Raw genomic sequence first — 21,498 nt, forward strand, 5'->3', positions numbered from 1 at the left:
CTGTCGAATTGTAAATAATATGATACTTAAAAACAAGCCCAAACTCAGACTGTTTATCTATATCGTTGTATTTATTAGCTTTCTAACCTGCCTGCATTTCATCTGGAACGCGGCGTTTAAGCCCCCTGTCCATCCTGTTGCAAAGCAGGGTGTACTAGATCTGCGCAGCTGGCCCTTTACTGATAAGGAAACGATTAGGCTAAACGGTCAGTGGGAATTTTATTCAAATACATTTCTTGCACCTGATCCATTAGACGCCTCCCCTGTCAGCAAGAGCTGGGCTGCTGTTCCGAATGCTTGGGGTAGTTATTTAAATAAAGACAGTGATGGTTCTGGTTTTGGCTTTGGAACTTATCGTCTCCGAATTTTGCTTCCAGACAATGACACTCAGCAGTTTGGAATCGAGATGATGGCTATTTCAAGCAGCTATGAGTTATTCATTAACGGCCGTTCTGTAACCAAACTTGGTCAGCCATCAGAAAATCCACAAGAGCATATTGGAAAGATGTATCCTATTATTGCATCTGTCACAGACACAAATGAACTGAATTTGGTGCTGCATATTTCCAATTATAATTTTCCTGAAGGAGGCGGTATTACCCAGCCGATTAAATTCGGGACGTTCGCCGCTGTTCAACGCGAGAATCATTTATTAATTGCCATGCAGCTCATGGTAACTGTCATCTACATGCTTCATCTCATTTATGTCGCTCTTCTCCCTCTGCTCGGTGTCCGAAAGAAAGAGCTTATTTATTTGGCAATCGTCATTTTCTGCATGATGTTAGGTACTCTATTAGATGATAATAAATTATTGCTCTCCTGGCTGCCTATCTCTTTAGAGTGGAGTATTAAGCTATTAAGGCTTAGTTTAATTGGAGCATCAACCATGCTGCTAGCGTTCTCTGCCAATTTTTTCTCGATATACCGCAAAGGTAGAGCTATACGCATATATTTATTGTTTTGTGCTCTTTATGCGCTCTTCATTTTGCTGCTTCCATTTGAACAAGTCATTTCCTTGTCTCCCCTTAGAATTTTAACGATTTCGCTACCGCCTCTTATTATATTTATTATGATATTGCGCTTAGCACTTAGGGGAGAAGAGCATATGATTTTCCTGCTGTTCGCCGCTTTAAGCGTCGTATCCAGTATCGTATGGAGTACGCTCAAATTAAAAGCAGATGGGGATTTGCCTTATTATCCATTTGATTTAATTTTTGCATTTATTTGCTTTGCTTCCTTCTGGTTCAAACAATTTTTGCAAACTAGAACCGATTTGGAGCAGCTTGCTTATAAACTGCAAAAAGCCGATAAAGTGAAGGATGAATTTCTCGCTAATACTTCTCACGAGCTGAGAAATCCGCTGCATGGCATGATCAATATGGCGCATACCGTATTGGCTAACTCAACCCATTCCATTAATGAAGCAAGCAAAAACAATCTCATGCTGATCATTACCGTTGGACGCCGCATGTCGCTGCTGCTTAATGATTTGCTTGATGTTACGCGTCTTAAGGATCGAGATATTCATTTGAATAAGGAAAGCATCCGACTGCAAAACATCATTTCCGGCGTATTTGATATGCTGCGTTATTTGACGGAGGACAAACCCGTTCAGCTAGAAATGAATATAGCTCGTTCTTTTCCTAAAATAATGGCCGATGAAAATAGGCTAATTCAGATTTTATTTAATCTCATCCATAATGCGATTAAATTTACGAACGAGGGAATAGTTAGCGTTCATGCAGAAGCTATTGGGGATAAAGCCTATATCCACATACAGGATTCTGGGGTCGGCATAGATGCAGACGTACAGCGCACTATTTTTCAAGCTTACGAGCAGGGTGATTCAAGCATGACCGCCATGAGTGGCGGCATTGGTCTCGGGCTTAGCATTTGCAGGCAATTAGTCGAGCTTCACGGGGGCGAGCTAACGGTACAGTCGGCTCCAGGGAAAGGTTCTACTTTCACCTTCACCATGCTCCTTGACGTCCACGCTGCTGCCGACGAGCCGGAATTTACGCTGCCAAGCGAGGCTGAAACAGCCGCGACAACAGAAGCCGTCCTTGCCGCTGATTCTCGATTGCTGCGTCTTGATCAGAGACAAGCGGCCTCCGACACCGAACAAAATAAAGCTACTGTCCTTGCCGTAGATGATGATCCTATTAACCTGAAAATATTATCCAGCTTGCTGGATTCGGAGTTTTATGAAGTAGCTGCCGTCACGAGCGGCAAAGAAGCACTCAAGCTGCTGGAAACGAAGGAGTGGGATCTAGTTATCGCAGATGTCATGATGCCGCAAATGTCAGGCTATGAGTTGACTCAAACGATTCGCAAGCGATTCAGCATATCCGAGCTTCCGATTTTATTGCTAACTGCTCGCAGCCGTCCCGAAGATGTCAATACTGGCTTTCTGGCAGGTGCAAATGATTATGTCACTAAGCCTGTCGATGCGTTGGAGCTCAAGTCTCGCGTACAGGCTTTAACTGACCTGAAACAAACGGTAAATGAGCGGCTGCGAATTGAGGCGGCTTGGCTTCAAGCCCAGATTCAGCCTCATTTTCTATTTAATACACTAAATTCCATCGCCTCCTTAAGTGTGATTGATCAATCGAGAATGGTGCAATTGCTGGAGGAGTTCGGTAAATATTTGCGAGCGAGCTTTGATATGAAAAACTCAGAGCGCTTAGTTCCGCTTCAGCATGAGCTGGATTTGCTTCATTCCTATCTATTTATTGAGAAAGAGCGCTTCGGCAATCGCCTGCAAATTGAGTGGGAGCTTGATGACTTGCCATGGCTTCGTATTCCGCCGCTTTCCATTCAGCCGCTTGTAGAAAATGCCGTGAGGCACGGAGTGCTGGCCCGTTCAAGTGGGGGCACTGTACGTATCCGCCTGAAAGAATACGACGATTATGCTGAAATTGCGATTATAGATAACGGGGTCGGTATGGAAGAAGAGAAGGCCAGAAGCGTGCTGGAGCATAACCGTGGAGGAATTGGCCTCCGCAATACGGACCGTCGTTTGAAACAGCTGTACGGCAAGGGATTATATATCGACAGCACAGTAAGACAAGGTACGATTGTTCGCTTTTCTATTCCAAAATTGTCATCCGATGAAGCTAATTTAAATAGGCTATAAAACAAGTATAGAAATTGTATAGATATTGCGTGTATAATATTGGGGAACAAAAAAAATAACTATGGTGATAAAACATGCGCTTAAAAAAATGGATTAAAATTCTCCCGACTTCCATTATGATTGCCGTAATAGCGGGAATGCTGGTGCTGTTTTTCACACAATTGTTCAGACTCCCCGAGCCATTCTTCTCTAATCAGAACCTTCCTTTCTTCTTCAACACCTTAATGGTCATTATCATTACCGTTCTTATTATTATCATGCGTGCCATGCTTGTTGAGAGAGCAGTATTGAAGAAGCTTGCCTTTAGGGACGGTATTACGGGTCTTTATAATCGACATGGGCTTGAGCAATTTTGGAAAACATATCGCAGCAAAAAAAGTATGGCGATTCTTTATCTGGATTTGGATCACTTTAAAGAAATAAATGATCGTTTCGGCCATCATGTTGGAGACGCACTGCTTCGGGAGGTCAGTGTTCGCTTACAGCAGGTGGAGCCTAAAAAGCGCTGTGTGCTATTCCGTCTTGGCGGTGATGAGTTTGTGATGATTCTCAAAAACTGCGATCCTATTATGGCAAAGCGCGCTGCCACGCAAATTTTGGAAAAGCTGACGACACCTTACGCAGTAGAAGGTTATAACGTGTTAATTACCGTTAGTATCGGTATTCGGATGTGCACGGCCAGAAACGCTGAGCATGATATGCTTGTGAAAGAAGCGGATGCTGCGATGTACGTTGCCAAGAAACAAGGCAAAAATGGATTTTTTGTATTCAGGGAAGGCAGAAGCACGCTTCCGAAAGAGAAATACGGCCATATTAATCAAGCCAAGCTGTAAGGTCAATACGCAAGGAATACTACACCCTCCGCTTGTTTAGTGGATCGTGAGGTACTTCCTTGCTTTTTTACGTTTCTATCAGCCCTCAATTCCTTTTATAATGTCTCCATTTGACGGGCATGCACAATTAACCTGTGAGTCGGGTTGATAAGTGGATCGCAGGTAATAAGTGTAAGCAATTTGTCACCGGGAGCACTATTTAATACTGACAGCTCAGTTGGCTCGACAATAAGGGTCTCGTACACTTTGTAAACATATTTTGCGTTACTGGTCTGAACAACAATTTCATCGCCAATCTCGACTTCATTCAGCCGATTGAATAACCTTCCGGTTGTATGAGCACGATGCGCTGCGACAGCCGCATTTCCCTCCTCCCCAAACAAAGCAGTCTCTTGCATATGAACGGCCGCATGCTTCATATTAGCCTTAGTAGCGCCATCTAAGATCGGTAATAAGACATCAATACGATCTATTGTAATTGTCGCAATAGGCTTGCCGTTCTGAAAATCGTTTAATAGAGAAGCTGCCTCATCCTCGGTTTCTTCTCCTGCATTTAACATATCATTTAGCTGCGCGTAGCTATGTGCAGCCCCCGTATTTACAGGCTCGGGCGTATCCATGAGCAGGAGCGCTTCTTGTAACAGCTTCTTCTGCTCCCGATCAGCCATCCATTCATTCCACTGCGGATAAATGAGTAGCAGCACTCCGGCTGCCATCAATATTAATGCGATTTTACGCAAATTCTCAGCTCCCTCTGCTTATGTGTTTCTTAACTAAACGGAATAGGCTTCTCTATTATGCAGAGCCTGACTCTACAGTTTCTATACAGGCCGCACACTTCAATCAAGCAAAAACGACTTCGTCGTCCTTCCATGGCGATGAAGCGCTTTGCCTTAGAAATATAGGCCCATTTATAAGTGTGAAACGTATAAATGCTTATATTTTAAAAAAACCTCCAAAACGAATGAAAAATCTTCGTTTTGGAGGTCTTATGCGCAGAGTATCCAACTTCTTCTACTCTGATGAAGCTTGCTGCATCACAATTACGAGCGTGAGCGTTTTTTTCTAAGCAATATCGCTCCAAGTGCAATTAATACTGCACCTGCAAGCTGGATTGGCAATTGACTGGATTCACCTGTCTTCGGAAGTGTGCCTTGGTTATTCGGTGCTGGCGTTTTTCCATCTGAATCCGAATCCTCCACTACTCCGAGCGGGATTTCATCCACATCGATTTCAAACAATATTTCCTCTTCGATTCCGTCAGCATCTTTTACGATAATCGTGAAATCATCTTTGCCTGTATACCCTGGATCAGGTGTATACACCCATTTTCCATTATCGTCGACCGTTACTTGTCCATGCTCCGGTTGCTTGCCAACATCTGCATTTCCACCTTTTGGAACGTCAACCTTACCTTCAACTGGCGTATTTTCCTGTGTCTTATCTTTCTCTACGACAGGAGTCGCAGTTGGTGCTGGTGTCGGTGTACCTGATTGCTCAGGACTTGGAGCCACCGGCGTTGGTGTTGGCGTTGGAGGCACTGTAGGCGTCCCCGTTACAGCAGGTGTTGGTGTAGGAGATGGTGTCGCCGTAGGTGTAGGCGTCGGCGTTGGTACAGATGGGTTACCCGAATTTCCACCTGGACTAGTTGGCTTATAAATAAGCCCAAGGTCAATCGTCAGGTCTTCCCAGCCACGCGGTGCCCCTTCACCAATAACGATAACTTCTGTATAATCATCAACCTGTTTGTTTGAATCTTCCTCAGCAGAAACACCGTCTGCCTCGGCTTTTGTTACTGTGTAGCCGACTGGCACTATAAATTTCACAAAATATTGTCCGCTTGGCAGTTGATCAAACAAATAGTAACCAGGATTTCCACTTGCATCATTTGCTGTAGTGGTTTCGCTAATTTGCTCTTTGTTTTGATTAAAAAGCTGTACGGTTACGCCATTGCGGCCATCCGTAGCCAGTTCATCCTGCTTGCCATTATCGTTGCGGTCAAACCATACATAATTGCCAATAACCCCTTTGGCAACTACCCCAAGGTCAATCGTATGATCAACCCAGCCGGCCGTTTCATTAATAATGATTTTGGCTGTTATGCCGTCTGCATCCGTTGCATTGGAATCAAGAGCTGTGCTTGCTCCCTGCTCCGCGCTTGTTTTCACATAATCGCTTGGCAAAACGAATTGAACATAATATTCGCCTGCAAGCAAATTATCGAATAAATAATAGCCCGGCTTGCCGCTTGCATCATTCGCTGTTGTCGTCTCAGCTACAGGCGACCCTGTGCTGCTGCCTTTATACAGCTTCACCACAATGCCATTAATACCGTCTTTCTCATCTTCGTTCTGCAAGCCGTCGCGGTTGCGATCAAGCCATACATAATTCCCGATTTCACCGCGTGGAACAAGACCCAAATCAATCGTCAAATCATTCCAGCCCGCTGGTCCAATCGCAATGACCTCGGTTATTCCTTGGCCATCCGTTTTGTTCGAATCCACATCTGGCGCTCCAGCTTCCGGCTTAGTTACACCATATTCCGCCGGAATGACGAACTGAACATGATAGTCGCCTTGCGGCAATCCAGCAAATAAATAATAGCCTGGTTTGCCATTTTCATCATGCGTAACGGTCTCAGCCAATACATGGTTTGCATCGTCATAAAGCTTAACGATAATGCCATTAATGCCTGTTTCCGCTGCATCTTGCAGCCCATCTTCATTACGGTCAAGCCATACAAAGTTGCCGATTGAGCCGCGCTCATCCGAAACGACAGGTATTTCATGCTCAGTCGTCACTGGCGGCGTTTCATTCGATACCGCTTTAGCCACATTAATAATGGAAGCCGCTGCTGTATCTACTGATGTTACCTGGTAGGAATACGTAAATTCTTTTGATTCCCCAGATTTCAGCGATGGAATGCTTGGTATGCCAGATACTTTTGTATCGGTAATCACAACATTCGTTAAATCGCGCTTGCCAGTATTGGTTACTTTAACCGTGTAGTTAATCCAGCTTCCTGCTGCTGTATCGGACACAGCAACTGCACTGCTCTTTTTCTCAATCTTGAGCCCTGCTGTCGGAATGCTAGCCTCATCCTTAATTGGATCAGGAGATTCATTGTAATATACAGTTGCTACATTATCTAAATCTGTCAAATCCAAATCTGCATTTGTGACGCGGTATACACCCTCAAGCGTCAATCCCGCACCTGCTGCCAGATCTTTAATGATGATAGACGGATTTGTACCCGTGCTTACCAGTTGACCAATAATGTCTGGTCTGCCATGACTGCCGCTATTCAAGGCAATTTCCTCGCCATTATACGTCAGCTTAGTAAACTCAAAGCCGGCTTGCAGTCTATCAAGCGCATCTGAAATTTTAAAATTATGCAAAGTAACAGAAGAGGTATTTTTCAAAGAAAGCTTATAATGTACATCGTTTCCTACCACTACATACTGCTGCGAAGGAGCAATCGTGGAGGAGCCTTGCGTCACACTCGTAATTTCTTTCTCGAATGTGATGGAAGGGTACGGGTCGCCCGTAGGTGATGCCGTTTCAATGAGTCCCAAATCGATTGTCGGAATTTTACCAGCTGTACCTAAGCTGATCATATCCGTACGATATGGCGTATAACCGTCTACAGTAGCGCCTTTCGTAACCAGATTGGAGTCATTGTCAATTGTATGGCTCGGATCTGCTCCACTCACATTTGCAGTCGTTGGCATGTAACGATCCGGCAGCACAAACTCAACGAAATAATTGCCTGCCTCAAGTCCCTGGAACAAATAATAGCCTGGACTGCCGTTGTAATGGTAGCCCGTCTTGCTTGACTTGAACGGCGTCGTTTCACCTGCTTTGTACAGATTTACGGTAATGCCGTTAATACCTGCACCTTGACCGCTGTCTCCCGGATATTCTTCATCCTGCGTGCCATCGCGGTTGCTGTCGAACCAGACAAAATTCCCGATTTCGCCAAGCGGTACATGCTCGTTGTTTGGATGAATCAGGAAACCCACCTTATTAGGCGCTGTTGGAAGCATTTTGCTGCCTTCATCATTGCCTGCACCGACTTCAGTTGCTTGAATGGCAAAAGAGTTCCAAGCTACTTCATTGGTCGGTGCTCCTACAGGGGCATCCATCTTCCAGTCCAATACGATATAGTCGCCTGGCGCAAGTCCTGCTAATCCATCACTGCCTACAATGTTCGACAGTTGGAAGTATAGCGACTTGATGTCTGTCAAATCATCCTTCTGATAATTGCCTTGTTCGATCCAGCCTTGCTTGCTATCATTCACATTCGTGAAATTGACAACCTGCTCCTGATTAACCGACTTGCTGTAATAGGTGGACAGCGTATAGTTCACCGTTCGGCTGCCCGCTGCCGCTGAAGAGGTAAAGGTTTTATTGCCGGAAGAAAGTACTTCCGCCAAGTTAGGCTGCCACTGCGTGCCCCTTGCTTCATAAGGTGAGCTGCTGTTGACGCGCAGCGCATGATCACCTACATGCGGCAAAATATCGAGTACATCAATGACGCCGAGTCTCGTATTCCCGCTATTGCGTACCGCCAAACGATAATCTGCTGTTCCGCCTTCATACGTTACACTGTAGCGTGGATACTCGGTGTAATCAATATCGCCAGCATAATCAAATGGCGGTACGGGAATAGCCGGTTCTCCATCGTACGTAGCATCATCTGATGCCCGGAAAATAGGCTCCAGATCGCCTTGATTCCATTTTGTCGACTGTACGAGCGACGCCTTGCGTACCGTTACATTCGCAGAGGCATGGACAAAAAATTCATCCGTTCCCGCTGTAGGATCAAAGCCTATTACTGTATCTTTAATCGCATTGTTGCGTGTTTGCCATGCTGGCAGACTTTGCGGATTATCCTGTGCGGAATCTCCTGCATGCCAGAATTCTGAGTTTGGATCACCTGTCGTAATATACATGTCGTTCGTGTAGGTTGTACCTTGAGGCGTCCCCGCACGAACCTCCCCTTTATAGCTAATCTCAAAGCTTGTGCCTGGAGCAAAAGAAGTGCCGTCAGACCATGACCATTTGACAAGAGTCCGTCCAGTACCGTTCCAGTTTTTATCAACAATCTCTAGCTGTGGAGTACTTGCCCCAGCAGGCGTGCCCGTGAACGTAAACGAGGCTGCCAGCGCCGCAGCAGGATCGGCTATTTTAGGATTGAGGTAATAATTAAAGCTTGTTGGCAATAAATCATAGACCACTGGATTAACATAAGGTCCCGTTGCTTTAATGTCATTGCGAACCGTTAAAGTGAATGGCACCGTGCTGAGTGGACGGAAATTGCCTGCTCCAACCGTTTTATTGGCAACAAGCCATGGTTTCTCATTGTTGATATTGAAATCTGCTTGAGCCGTTTTCTGCGGCTTGTTATCCCATTGGCCCGGAATGGCAACATTCAGTGCCTGATAGTCCAGCGTCACTTGATTCGTTACTTGGTTGCCATGGACGACGGGGGAATTCGTGCCATTGGCAAACTCTCTAACGGTTCCTGTAATTTCAATGCCGCCAATCGTACCGCCTGGAGCCAAAGAGTTGAATGACCACTCTAAAGCGGCCAAATATTCCCCAGCATTTAACACGATGCGATTTGTACCAGCTGTCGTGCTCACTGTAATGGTGCCGTTAGGCGCAAGACTGCCGCTATAAGCATGCCAAGTTTCAGTCACGCCATCGCTTGTTTTATAACGAAGCTGGGATGTGAAAACATTGGGCATTTTAATGCTGCTGTAGTCCATTTCCACAGGCAGCACATCAGTTAATACCAGGCTCGACAAAGAGGTATTTACATTCGTTCCCGTATTGCTGATGCCGCCGATGTTGAACTTCTGGGTTTGACCATGCCAGCGATACTGATAAACGCGTGACTTAGTTAAACCGGAAACGCCAGATACCGGCTCTCCGAATTTAGTTGTCACATCAGCGTCTGGATCAGTAACCGAGCCGTCTCCCTCAAGCGTATAGCCGCTCAAAATTTCAACATTGTTTTTACGCTCCAGCGGTGTTCCAGTAGGATGACCATACCCTAAATCGTCAGGGAAGGTGACCGATACCTTCGCTTCGAAGGACTGTCCAGAAGTCAGCTCAATGTTCGACCAAGTGACCGTACGAGCCGATGAATCATAGACGCCACTTTCTGTTGAGCTTACATAAACGGCATCCGGCGGCAAAGTATCGACTAACGTCGCATTTTTCAAGCTGCCCGGATTCGTATTGCCCGCTTCACCCTTAATACCTACCGTATACTCTACTGCTCCGCCAATAATTGGAACTCCGCTGCCAAATCCAGTCGTTTGGCTTTTGTAAGCCCACCATTTATCGTATGTGGAGGCAGTTGGCGTTGCTGTCGGTGTCGCTGTAGGCGTTGGTGTAGCTACCGGATTCGGGTCCGCGTTAATCGTTACATCCGCCGACGCTGTTGTACTTTCCGCTGAATCAACGAGTGTAATCGTCGCCGTATTCGTCGTAGGAACAGCTGAGCTTGAGCCAGTCGGCTTCGCCTTCACTGGAATTTCCAGCTTCACCGAAGTACCCGAAGGCAGTGGATGTGCATTAACCGTTAGCGTTTGGCCGTTTTTCGTATCCCAGCCTCCATCCTCCCAGCCATCCACAATTTCAAATTGTGCCGGTACCGTATCCACAATCGTTACGTTTTTACCAACATGAGTCGCGCCATCCGCCTGATACAAGATGGTATACTTGAAGGTATCTCCTACATTTACGGTGCTCACACTGGCTGTCTTTGTAAAAGTCAGTCCTGTAATCGGTCCTGCTGCCTGTATTGGAGCTGCGAATGGCTGGAATGCGGCTTGCAGTAGCAAAACGAGCAGCATAATCCAGGAAATCCTTTGCCTAATCGCTCTCTGTCTACTTGCGGGCATCTTATCAATCCTCTCTTTTTCTCTATCTTGAGTTGTTCTCTTGTTGTGATTACCTCACGAAAGCCAAGTCTTTCTCCATCCTCTCCCTCCTTGCATTCAAATAAGTAAATTATATCTAGCTAAACTGTACAAAAACTTTACAAGCTTCCTCACCATTGGACAGCCTAAATAACAGTAAAAAAAGCTCCGTCCATCCCATATTAGGATAGACGAAGCTTCTGTGCGTACCTATTAATTTATCTGTGTTTAAATCCGTTTAATAAACCTTAGCAGCTATATAACGCGAGCTGTCCTTAATCATTTTGCCCGCTTTCTTGCTGTTCTTCATACCAGCATCAAGCGTCGTATCGACCGTGATCCATTTGCCGTCCAAGTATACTTCATTCCAGGCATGATAATTTGATACATCGGACGCTTTACCCGTCACCATCTTGGTCGGTATGTCCAAGCTGCGAAGCATGCCCGCCATTAATGCAGCATAACCGTAGCATATGTCTTTCTGCGAGCTAAGCGTACGATCGATTTGAGGCAAATAATCGTTAGTCACCTTAGCCGCAAGCTTATGATCGTAAGAAATATTCGCTACAATATAATTGTAGATCGCCGTTACCTTCTCGGTATCCGTCTTGGCACCCTTAGTTAGTTCCAATGCTTTCTTGACTGCTTTGCTGTTGCTGCTCCAGTCAATATTTTGAATAGAATTTAAATAGACGACGTTGCTGTCACTCAAATTCAAGGTAACTTTTCCTGTTTGAACTGCTCTATATTTATTGGTTCCACTGACATTTTCCAATAATGTTATCGTATAGTCTCCATTGCCCAGTTGAAGCGCGAACCACTCTTCTGTTTGGTTTGCCCGGAGCGCATACGTGTAATTTTTGCCGTCTTTGGCTACAACCAGCCTTGTATCTACGCCTGACTTGACCTCATAACGAATACCGATGCTTCCTTTATCCACATTGGATTCATCGAGCCAGCTTGTCCCAGCTGCTGCCACTTGAGAAGCTGCTTGAGGGAACACGGATAGGATCAAAGCAAGCAAAATCATAACCGTTAAAATTTTACGCATAAAAAAAACTCCCTTCGGTGGCTAGGCTGCCATCTAATGAATAGAGAAGGCCCTTTAGCTTTGCGTCCCTGCCTTTCGACAGGTTTGCCGTTATCGTGTAAAGTTTTGAAAGTGGTGTTAGGTAGAAAAACTACCTTATATAAAACTATCTCTAGTATATACCCATTAATTGCAACAAACAATACGTTAAACCTTTTTCATTTCCAGGCTGAAGCTTTTATTTTCTTATTTCTCTTCATCCATTTCCGCTTTAATCGCTTCATGAAAGACTCTTCTTTGCGTTCTTTAAGCATGTCCTTTACATCTCTTAGCAGGAGCAAATACCGCATTTCATCCTCATGCTTCAAGCTTTGAAACTCTCTCAAATGCTCAGCGCCCATCCTACTTCAGCTCCATCATGCGTTTTATCAATCCTGTGTAGGCTGATAAAATTCTGATACCCGAACCAGCATTTAGCTGCTTTTTACCGTATAAAATTTTTGGAATCTCCAAAACTTCCTCGGTCCTGTCGACAAATAAAGCCAAGCAAAAAAATCACGAATACCGTCATCCACAATTCCCTCATTGTATTGATAAAGCTGCCGCTGATAGCTCAGTCGACATATTTCTACCCCATCCCACCAAAAAGAGAACGTGTTTTGCTTGTCGTCATGCTCCAGAGCAATCATAAACTTGCCCTCCGAAAGCTGAAAATATTGCTTGTCATAGAAAAACAAAGGCCCCTCAGAAGTAGCTGTAATGCCAATAAAATGACCCCGATGATGGGTATAAAAGCCTCGAACAATCGTGTAATCGGTCATTTGATTTAAATTCAGCTGTCGTAGGTGCTGGGCTCCCGCGCTTATACAGCAAGCCAGCTCAGGATAGCGAAAATGGCGAATGACGTTTATTTGCCGCTTCTCGGTTATCATCATTTTCTTCAACCATTCCTTTGAACATGCTATTTTTTGAAAATAAAGCCCGTTAAGCTTATCCGTCTCCATTTTCACCTGCTCCCCCATTATAAATATACAAACTCTACAATTTCTCGACAAAATTCTTGTTTAATTTCGGAAAATTTACAAAATAGCTCTACAACGCGCTAACGCTGCTTTTCCACTCTTTATACCATTCTGTAATGTACGCGCTTGGCTGCTCATTCAATTCTTCCAACAGCGCAGCGGTTAAAGCATTGTACTGCTGATTAACCATAAGATGATTCCCTTTAGACGCATACAGCTGCATTAAGGCAAAATAAGCCTCTTCCTCTGGCGCATGCTCCTCGATAATCCGCATATATCCGGCAATCGCTTTATCCAGCTGACCATGCTCGACATGCCATGCCTCCAAGCGATAGGAAATATTCAGCCATAGCCGTTTCAGCCGCTGGCGCTCGCTCTCCGCCCACCAATAATCATAATCCTTTAAATAATCGCCTCTGTAAAGATTCATAGCCTCTTCATATTCCGCAAGCGTTGCCGCCGCTAGCGGCGGTGCGGAAGCAATGCCTCGTTCCCATTCCTCTACATCGAGCACAACCTGATTCAGCGTCAATATGTAGCCTTCTGTTGTATTCGCAATGTGAAAGCACTTTCCAAACTGATCTAGCGTTTTCCTAATGTGATACACCGTCGTATACAGCTGGGCATATATTTTTTCCGTCCCATTATCGGGCCATAGCAAATCGATTAAAATCGATTTTCTTACAAGCTGCTCGCGATGCTGGAGCAAATACAGAAACAACTCCTGCGCCTTCGTTGTGCGCCATCTTATGGCTGCATCCTTTTTCCCCGAATACTCCACACTGAACTGCCCCAATAGCTGCAAAACCAGCTGCTGCTGCTCATGCGCATTTTTCACTGGCTGTAGAGCCTGCTCTTTATCCTTTGCAGACGAGTCCAACTGCTTCTGAATCCGTTCCATCGTTTTCAACAAACGCTCAGGATGAATCGGCTTAACGACATAATCCAGTGCATTCAGCTCAAAAGCTTTCACTGCATATTCATCATAAGCAGTTACAAATACGATATTCAGCTCCGGCCTGACCTCAAGCAGTTGTTCAGCAAGCGCAATACCACTGACTTCGGGCAAATTAATATCCAAAAACACAACATCTGGCAAATCGCGCAAAATCCGCTCTTTCCCAATCATCGGATCCTCATATTTCCCCAAAATCTCGACGTTATTTAATTTCACGAGTTGTCGCTCCAAGTAATCCAAAGCGAGGCATTCATCATCTACAAGGATAACCTTCATGCTTTACTCCTTTAATATACGAAATAACCACTCGTTCACAAACTGCCATACTGACAACAATTATAATCCAGTTAAATAGTTGCCGCAATCATTTGGCTTGAGCAGTCGTTACAAATTAAGGAAAATTTGCAAAGCAAAAAGAGCAGCATCCGATAGCCTCACCATAGGCTAATCGCTTGCTGCTCTTACAATCTGCTGGCTTCGTTTTGCCTGGGGGCAGAACGAAGCATCGTTAGTAGCTGGAATGGTTGTGCGCAAATACTGGTAGAAAGTCGTCTACCAGGCGTTGACACCCAGCTGTTCAATCGTTGCCTGAATAAAAGCGGGCTCGTCCTTTGGTGTGCGGGAAGTAATCAAATTGCGATCTACCACAACTTCCTCATTGCGAAAATGTCCACCTGCTGCCTGCACTTCCTGCGCAAGCTCCGGATAAGCCGTCAGCGTCCGACCTTGCAGCAAGCCCGCCTCTGCCAAAATTTGCGGGCCATGACAGATAGCTGCAATGGTTATGCCTTTTGCATCGGCCTCCTTGACGAAAGCATGGACTGCGGCATCCTTCTTCAAGTGCGAGGGGGAAGCACCACCAGGAATAATAATCGCCGCATAATCGCTCGCCTTCGCTTCATTAATCGCTAGATGCGACTTATACGCAACCGTCCCCTGCTTGCCCTTTAACTCCTCATTGCTGCGCAAGCTTATAATAACCGCCTCATGGCCATTTTTGACCATTTCATCATACGGATTTTGCATTTCGGAGTCTTCAAAGCCATCAGCCAGCAGAAAAGCTACCTTCTTCATCTGCGTCATCACCTACACGCTCCTTCTTGTTTGGGCTCTAGATTACTTTGCCCTAAAAAAGGATTTGCAAACAGTTTTTTCATTTATCGTGTGGGCACAGCCCTTAACTGTACACTAGCATCGTGCCGCAATAGTCGCATTCCGTACTTTGCATCGGCTGAAGCACCTTTCTTGCGCCACAGCCCGCACAGCTGATATTTTTAGGCATGAGCGGCGGTGGTGGCGGAGAAGATGGTGGAATTGGCGGAGTTGACATGCGTCTCCTCGCAGCAGCCCGCCTTGCCGCTTCCTCCGTTTCTGCGCGCATAGCCGCCAGCGTCGCTTCCTTCTCCGCCTCTAGCCTAGCCGCTTCCTCAGCCGCTTCCGCTCGTTCGCGCTCCTCTCTTGCCAGCTCCTGCTCATGCTCCAGCTTCTGGAGCTCCAGTCGAAACTGAACCAGATACGGCTCCTGCTCATCTAAATATTTTTGCTTCCATTTAAAACGCCTGCTCTTCCTCGCCCCGATGCAATAAAGGGAAACTCCAGGAAATAAAGAAAAGATAATCAAAGTTGCTATGAGTCCATCTAATCCATAACTTGGGGACAATGTATGCGGATATAAGATAAGACTTAAAGCTGACCAAAATACACCAAATGCCTTGTACCAAAAACCAGCTCCCATTTACATTCACCCCGTCTTTCGCTCCAAATAGCATAGGAGCCGTTACACCTAGCGGTATTCAATATTTGCATGGCAATATTCACAGAGGATCGTTTGTTTAGGCCACAGCATCGTATGATTGCCGCAGCTTGGGCAAGCAACCGACTTTCTCCCTTGCCCCGAGCTGCCTACAGGAGACCTTCCTTCCCTTGCCTGCTCCCTCTGCAGCCGCGCTTGCCTCATTTCATCGGCCATTTTTTTAGCTTCTAAAGTATTCTGTTGTATGGTCGCATAGCTCGCCCTAATGTCTGCAACCCATGCGGCATCCTTCTTCTTCTCTCCTTTGGCAGAAAAATAGGCCAACATAAAGAAAAACCAAGCAGGAAGAATCGCTGTATATATAAACAACTCTATTTTCTGTGAGAATAAGCGCGAGCTTGTCCTACCATCAAATTCCCCAAATATATCAGTTCCAAATAGCAAAATTCCTATTGCGATTAGACGAAACAGCAAACTCATGTAGTCTTCCCTCTTTCCCAGCAGCAACACAATGACAGCTTACGCTCCATCATTCGCTGCTTTTGATAGCTGCCGCAGCCTAGTCACCTGCTTCTCCCATGGACTGTACACAAGCTGCTTAGGAGCTATGCTCTGCCAGCAAGTCCATGCCCGCATTCTGGGCAAAACTTCTGCCCTGCCAGCACTTCATGACGGCATCCCGGACATTGCTGGCTGCCGCTGCTATTATTGGTGCCGCAATGCGGACAAAACTTGGCGCTGGCGGCCACCTGCTCGCCGCAGCCTCTACATGGACGCGGCAGCGTCTCGCCGCAAGCGCTGCAATTGACTGCATCCTCCGCACAATCCGCGCCGCAGCTTGGACAAGGATTATACGCATCGCCGCAGTTGCCGCAAAACTTTGAATTTTCCCGATGCGGCATGCCGCATTTATCACAATTATGAATGGGTCTCGGCGCTCCCGCTTGACCACCGGCGGAGCTGCCAGCAAGCCCTTTGCCGCAGCTGTTGCAAAACTTCGCCTGCGCATCATTGCGGCCTTGGCAGCTCGGACAAACCTGAGCTGCGCCTGCTGCACCATATAGCTGCTCGCCCAACTGCCCAAATTGGCTGCCAAAAATGCCGCCAATTCCCGCTCCCATGCTCAGTCCAAGCGCTGCGCCCATAACGCCAGCTTGCGAGCTGCCTTCATTTTTCGCTGCGCCCTCCAGTGTGTCGAAGGTACGCTCCTGCTGGTAATTGTAGCCGATAATGTCCATCTCTGCTTTGCGCGCAAGCGCATCACGAAGCCGTTTCAGCGAGGCATCATCCTCCGGCGTACTGATTGAATCAATGAAGAAATTGATGAGTCGAATGCCGAAGGGATGCATTAGCGCACCAACACGTTCCTCGACATGCTTCGAAATTTCACCGATGTAGGCGTTGATTTCCAGTAGACTCACTTTTTTGAACACGAGGTAGGAAGAAAGCAGTTCATTAATATTCATCATAATCATGCCGCGCAAATGTTTGGACAGCGTGTCCTGATTAAACACTGGCAGCGTTCCGACCAATTTGGACAAAAATCGGCGTGAATCCTCAATCGCAATGCCGAATTGGCCGAAAGCACGAACTGGAATGACAATATTGTATTTTGGGTCCTGCAATTGAATCGGCGACGCCGTACCCCACTTCACATCGAGCGACACCTGCTTGTTCACAAACCACACCTCGGCCGAGAACGGCGATCTCCCGCCAAAAGGGATATTAACCAGCTGGTTTAAAATCGGTATATTAAGCGTACTAAGCGTATGCCTGCCAGGGCCAAATAAATCGAGCGCCTGACCGCCCTTGAATAACAGCGCCTCTTGCGTATTATTAACGATTAGCTGCGTCCAGGTTCCTAGCTCCGCATTCGGATATTTCCAAGCGTATACATCCGGAGAACCGTCGTATTTGACCACCTCTACTATAGCCATTCCCTCTCACCTCTACCATGCTGACATTTTTAGTTTCTATTAAAACTTTATATCTCTATATCTATACGTTTAATAATAAGAACAATTTTCCTGTTTTTCAACAAAATTATGTTCCCTATTCCACATATTCACGCGAATTTCGCCAGCTTTCGACTATACTGCGCATACCTATACATAAGAAAAAAGACATAGATTGATAGTCCTGCCCCGTCTGGGCCAGTCTATCATCCATGTCTTATCTTGTAGCTCACGTTCAGCCTATCGTTTAGGCTTGCTGTCAGCCGTTATTTTTCAGATTGAGGTTTTGGCCTAACAACCCTCGTCACTCCCTCCTACTTCACTTCCGAGCTGCCGTATAATTTTCTGAAGTAGCCCTCTCGCTCAAGCAATTCCTGATACGTGCCTTGCTCCACAACGGTTCCCTCATTCATGACCATGATCAGATCCGCCTTCTCCACGGTGCTGAGCTGATGAGCGATCAGAATAGTCGTGCGGCCTTCCATCAATTGGTTGAGTGCCTGCTGCACCCAATATTCCGATTCGGAATCCAAGGCGGACGTTGCCTCATCCAGCAGCAAAATCGGGGCGTTCTTAAGCAATGCGCGGGCAATGGCAATCCGCTGTCTCTGACCGCCTGACAAAGACTTCCCGCGCTCCCCCACCTGCGCCCGATACTGCTCGGGCAGCTCCTCAATAAAATGATGCGCATGTGCCGCTTTAGCCGCCTCTATAATCTCCTCATCCGTGGCTTGCGGATTGCCGTAACGAATGTTCTCTTCGATTGTACCGCTGAACAGGAAGGCATCCTGCGGCACATAGGCGATGCGTGCGCGAAGCTCGTTCAAGGTATAATGTCCTAGCGGCTTGCCCTCAATCAGAAGCTCCCCGCCGTCAATGGGGTAGAAGCCCAACAGCAGCTTGATTAGCGTGCTTTTGCCGCTGCCGCTGCTGCCTACGATCGCAGCGATTTGTCCCGGAGCTACTCGTAAGGATACATCGCTCAGCGCTTTTTTGCCTGGCAGATAGGAAAAATCTACGCTCTGGAGCTCCACCATAGCAGGCGAAGATGCAGACAAGGTCTTAAACGCGGGCTTCTCCTCTGACCGATATCCGATTTGCTCGGGCTCCTCTTGCTCGTCCAATAATTGCTCCAGACGCTGCGCACCCGCCAATGAGTTCTGCGCCATGGATAGCGTCGTGCCAAAATTCATAATGGCGTGAGTCAAGTTGATTTGAAGCACGGCCAGCGCCGCTACAGTTCCCATTCCAATTAAGTCATAGGTGTAGAGCACACTGCCTGTGGCAATGATTCCGCATAAGGTTACATAACTGACAAAATAATTCACGGCGGCCAGCATGCCATTCTTTTTTGCGGTTTGTGTAGCTACTTTCGTTACTTGTTCATTCAAGCCCGCATACTGCTCATAGATCGGCTGGATATGAAATAATTTAACAAGCTGTATCCCTCCGATAAAGTCGGAGAATTTACCCGTCATTTTGGCCAGAAGCAGCAGCGATTGCTCGGAGAGTAAGCGGATCTGCTGTACAAACCGCGCACCGATTGCAAAGGAAATCAGCAATATGGCAAGCGACGCGCACGCAAACGGCCAATGAACGACAAACATCGCCACAAGCGAGCCCACACCGAATACGAGCTGCAGCAGCAGCACGAAATACACGCCTGTGTAGGTCACTTCCAATGTAGTTACGTCGTTGTTCATCCTAGAGAGGATATCCCCGTTGTGTGTTTGCTCCAAATACCTCGACCGAAGCTTGCAAAGCTTGACAAACAGACGCTCCCTTATATCCGCCATCGTCAATTCCACGCTGCTGCGAAACATATAGGAAAAAAACGGAGCGACGAAGTTCACAAGAAACAGGGAGCCGGCCAAGATAAAAAGGGCGCGATACATTAGCGAAATATCCTGCGTCACCGCAAAATCCACCAGACCCTGGACGACCAGACTGAAGGATACCAAAAACAAGCTTTGAATGCTCGTGCTTATACTAAGACCCGTGAAATAACGAAATTTGCTTCTTTTGCTCATAAAGCTTAGGATATGGCCAAGTTCCTTTGCATGGAAGACTATGTCAGCCACTTTCATAAGTAGACCACCTCTCTACTCTTCACAAGAGCGGTGGTAAACTCCTGATGATACGAACGGGCGTACAAGCCGTTCAACGCTAGCAGCTCGCCATGATTGCCAGCCTCTGCAATCCCGCCCTGCTCCATAACCAAGATTTCATCCGCCTTCTCAATGGTTGACAGTCGGTGCGCAATTACAATGGTTGTTCGGTCCTTCATGAGTACGTTCAGCGCTTCCTGAACGTACAATTCAGATGCCGTATCCAGCGCGGATGTAGGCTCGTCCAAGAGCAGGATAGGCGCGTCCTTAAGGAACGCGCGCGCAATGGTAATCCGCTGACGCTGTCCGCCGGACAGAAGTCCTCCCCGCTCTCCTACCTCAGCTTGGTACCCGCCGGGAAGCTCCATGATGAACGAATGCGCATTAGCCAGCTTCGCCGCCTCGATAACCTCGTCCATCGTCGCATGCTCCCGTCCGTAAGCAATATTGTCGGCAATCGTACCGCTGAACAAATATGCATCCTGAGTAACAACGGAAAAACAAGAACGAAGCTCATTTGGGTTGCTTTCTTGAATCGGCTGGTCGAAAATTCGAATCGTTCCTTGGTCAGCAGGCAAGGGATAAAATCCGCATAGCAGCTTAAACACCGTGCTCTTTCCCCCGCCGCTCTCTCCAACCAGCGCAACGGTTTTCCCCGCCGCTACCGTAAAGCTGAGATTTCGCAGCACAGGGGCGTTATTATCGTAAGCGAACGTAACATTATCGAATACGACAGGGGGATCATCGGTTTTTGCAATCGCATGCCCCTCCAGATTTTCGGCAGGCTGCTTCAGCATTTCGGCCACCCTCTTCAAAGCCCCAGTCATTTGAAAGGTGTTCGTAATCAGAGTCGGGATATGTTCCAGCGGCTCCAGGCATAAATTAAGCAGATACAAGAAGGCGATTAATTGTCCGGCGCCAAACTTTCCTATGGATATCAAGTAGCTGCCGTAGATGACGGCAAAGATAATCGGACTTAGCATCAACGAGAACAAGAGCGGATCAACCCATGCCTCACGTTTTCGCAAGGCCAGTTTCTTGAGCAGCGTCAATTGAAGCAAAGACTGATACGAACGAAGCAGCATTCCTGAGAGCAGGTAACTTTTCACAATTGGCATTCCGCCCAGCGTATCCTGCGTAATAGCGTTCATTTGCCCCGTATGCTCTTGCACCTCTTCCGTCAGCCGCTGCATTTGTTTGCCAACCCAATGCGATACAAGCAAGGATATAGGAAGAAGCAGAATACTGAACAATACGAGCTGCCATTGAATCCAAATCAAATAGATGAAGCAGCCGATAAACAATATCGGATGGTAAAACCATTGCGCCAAATCTCGACTCATGAATTGATGGATGACCTGCAGGTCATTGCTGGACCGCGACAACACATCTCCAGAGTGCTGCTTTTCGATATAATGAACAGGCAGCTTCCCAATATGGTTCATCAGATGATTACGAATATCTCTTATGGTCAGGGCGCTGCTTCGCTCCACGCCGAACGCCATAAAATACTTCGCAGGAACGCCGATTAGGATGACGGCAAAAACGGTGAAAACGATGGATAAGACAAGCCGCCCTGCCCCATTCTCCGCACGAGTCGTTAAATCTTGAATGAAGCTGCCTATCCATATCTCGATCAGCGCTGCCGCCATGGCCGAAATAATTCCAACGATCATCCAGCCTATGTGAGTTTTCATATATGTCCATATCCAAAGAAATGATTTCCACAGGGTCAATCCGTCTTTTCGCTCTTGCACCACATGTTGTC

Annotated in this window: 13 protein-coding genes and 1 riboswitch; of the genes, 2 read left to right on the forward strand and 11 right to left on the reverse strand. The window is 46.7% G+C overall.

Annotated elements, in window-relative coordinates; all coding sequences use genetic code 11:
• The first annotated feature begins 19 nt into the window (after positions 1 to 19).
• Positions 20 to 3,136, forward strand: a complete 3,117-nt coding sequence (locus V5J77_RS21400; RefSeq protein WP_338552847.1) for an ATP-binding protein — start codon at positions 20 to 22, stop codon at positions 3,134 to 3,136.
• Positions 3,137 to 3,210: 74 nt separating this feature from the next.
• Positions 3,211 to 3,969, forward strand: coding sequence for a GGDEF domain-containing protein (locus tag V5J77_RS21405; RefSeq protein WP_338552849.1), 759 nt, complete (start codon positions 3,211 to 3,213; stop codon positions 3,967 to 3,969).
• A gap of 95 nt (positions 3,970 to 4,064) precedes the next feature.
• On the opposite strand, the gene V5J77_RS21410 is transcribed toward V5J77_RS21405, so the two are convergent.
• The 11 genes from V5J77_RS21410 to V5J77_RS21460 all read right to left on the reverse strand — a co-directional run bounded on the left by V5J77_RS21410 (position 4,065) and on the right by V5J77_RS21460 (position 21,490).
• Positions 4,065 to 4,709 carry a class D sortase gene (locus V5J77_RS21410; protein ID WP_338552850.1) on the reverse strand — a complete coding sequence of 215 codons (645 nt, stop codon included), beginning with the start codon at positions 4,707 to 4,709 and terminating at the stop codon, positions 4,065 to 4,067.
• Between the two features lie 303 nt (positions 4,710 to 5,012).
• Positions 5,013 to 10,886, reverse strand: coding sequence for an SdrD B-like domain-containing protein (locus V5J77_RS21415; RefSeq protein WP_338552851.1), 5,874 nt, complete (start codon positions 10,884 to 10,886; stop codon positions 5,013 to 5,015).
• 256 nt (positions 10,887 to 11,142) lie between these two features.
• Entirely contained in the window at positions 11,143 to 11,955 is an 813-nt protein-coding gene (locus V5J77_RS21420) for a transglutaminase-like domain-containing protein (RefSeq protein ID WP_338552852.1), read from the reverse strand.
• Positions 11,956 to 11,968: 13 nt separating this feature from the next.
• A riboswitch (cyclic di-GMP riboswitch) is annotated at positions 11,969 to 12,054 on the reverse strand.
• A 353-nt stretch (positions 12,055 to 12,407) separates the two neighbouring features.
• A complete protein-coding gene (locus V5J77_RS21425; RefSeq protein WP_338552853.1) occupies positions 12,408 to 12,938 on the reverse strand; it encodes a hypothetical protein in 531 nt (176 codons plus the stop codon).
• Positions 12,939 to 13,026: 88 nt separating this feature from the next.
• Positions 13,027 to 14,190 (reverse strand): response regulator, encoded by a 1,164-nt coding sequence (locus tag V5J77_RS21430; protein ID WP_338552854.1) that lies wholly within the window; start codon positions 14,188 to 14,190, stop codon positions 13,027 to 13,029.
• Positions 14,191 to 14,466: 276 nt separating this feature from the next.
• Entirely contained in the window at positions 14,467 to 14,988 is a 522-nt protein-coding gene (locus tag V5J77_RS21435) for a type 1 glutamine amidotransferase domain-containing protein (protein WP_338556973.1), read from the reverse strand.
• 103 nt (positions 14,989 to 15,091) lie between these two features.
• Entirely contained in the window at positions 15,092 to 15,649 is a 558-nt protein-coding gene (locus V5J77_RS21440) for a hypothetical protein (protein WP_338552855.1), read from the reverse strand.
• A gap of 48 nt (positions 15,650 to 15,697) precedes the next feature.
• Entirely contained in the window at positions 15,698 to 16,147 is a 450-nt protein-coding gene (locus V5J77_RS21445) for a hypothetical protein (protein ID WP_338552856.1), read from the reverse strand.
• A gap of 125 nt (positions 16,148 to 16,272) precedes the next feature.
• Positions 16,273 to 17,604 carry an SPFH domain-containing protein gene (locus tag V5J77_RS21450; RefSeq protein ID WP_338552857.1) on the reverse strand — a complete coding sequence of 444 codons (1,332 nt, stop codon included), beginning with the start codon at positions 17,602 to 17,604 and terminating at the stop codon, positions 16,273 to 16,275.
• 332 nt (positions 17,605 to 17,936) lie between these two features.
• Positions 17,937 to 19,709, reverse strand: a complete 1,773-nt coding sequence (locus V5J77_RS21455; RefSeq protein WP_338552858.1) for an ABC transporter ATP-binding protein — start codon at positions 19,707 to 19,709, stop codon at positions 17,937 to 17,939.
• Positions 19,706 to 21,490 carry an ABC transporter ATP-binding protein gene (locus V5J77_RS21460; protein ID WP_338552859.1) on the reverse strand — a complete coding sequence of 595 codons (1,785 nt, stop codon included), beginning with the start codon at positions 21,488 to 21,490 and terminating at the stop codon, positions 19,706 to 19,708. Before V5J77_RS21460 ends, V5J77_RS21455 begins: the two co-directional genes overlap by 4 nt.
• Positions 21,491 to 21,498: the final 8 nt, after the last annotated feature.

The sequence above is a fragment of the Paenibacillus sp. KS-LC4 genome (assembly GCF_036894955.1).
In the GTDB taxonomy this organism is placed as follows: Bacteria; Bacillota; Bacilli; order Paenibacillales; family Paenibacillaceae; genus Pristimantibacillus.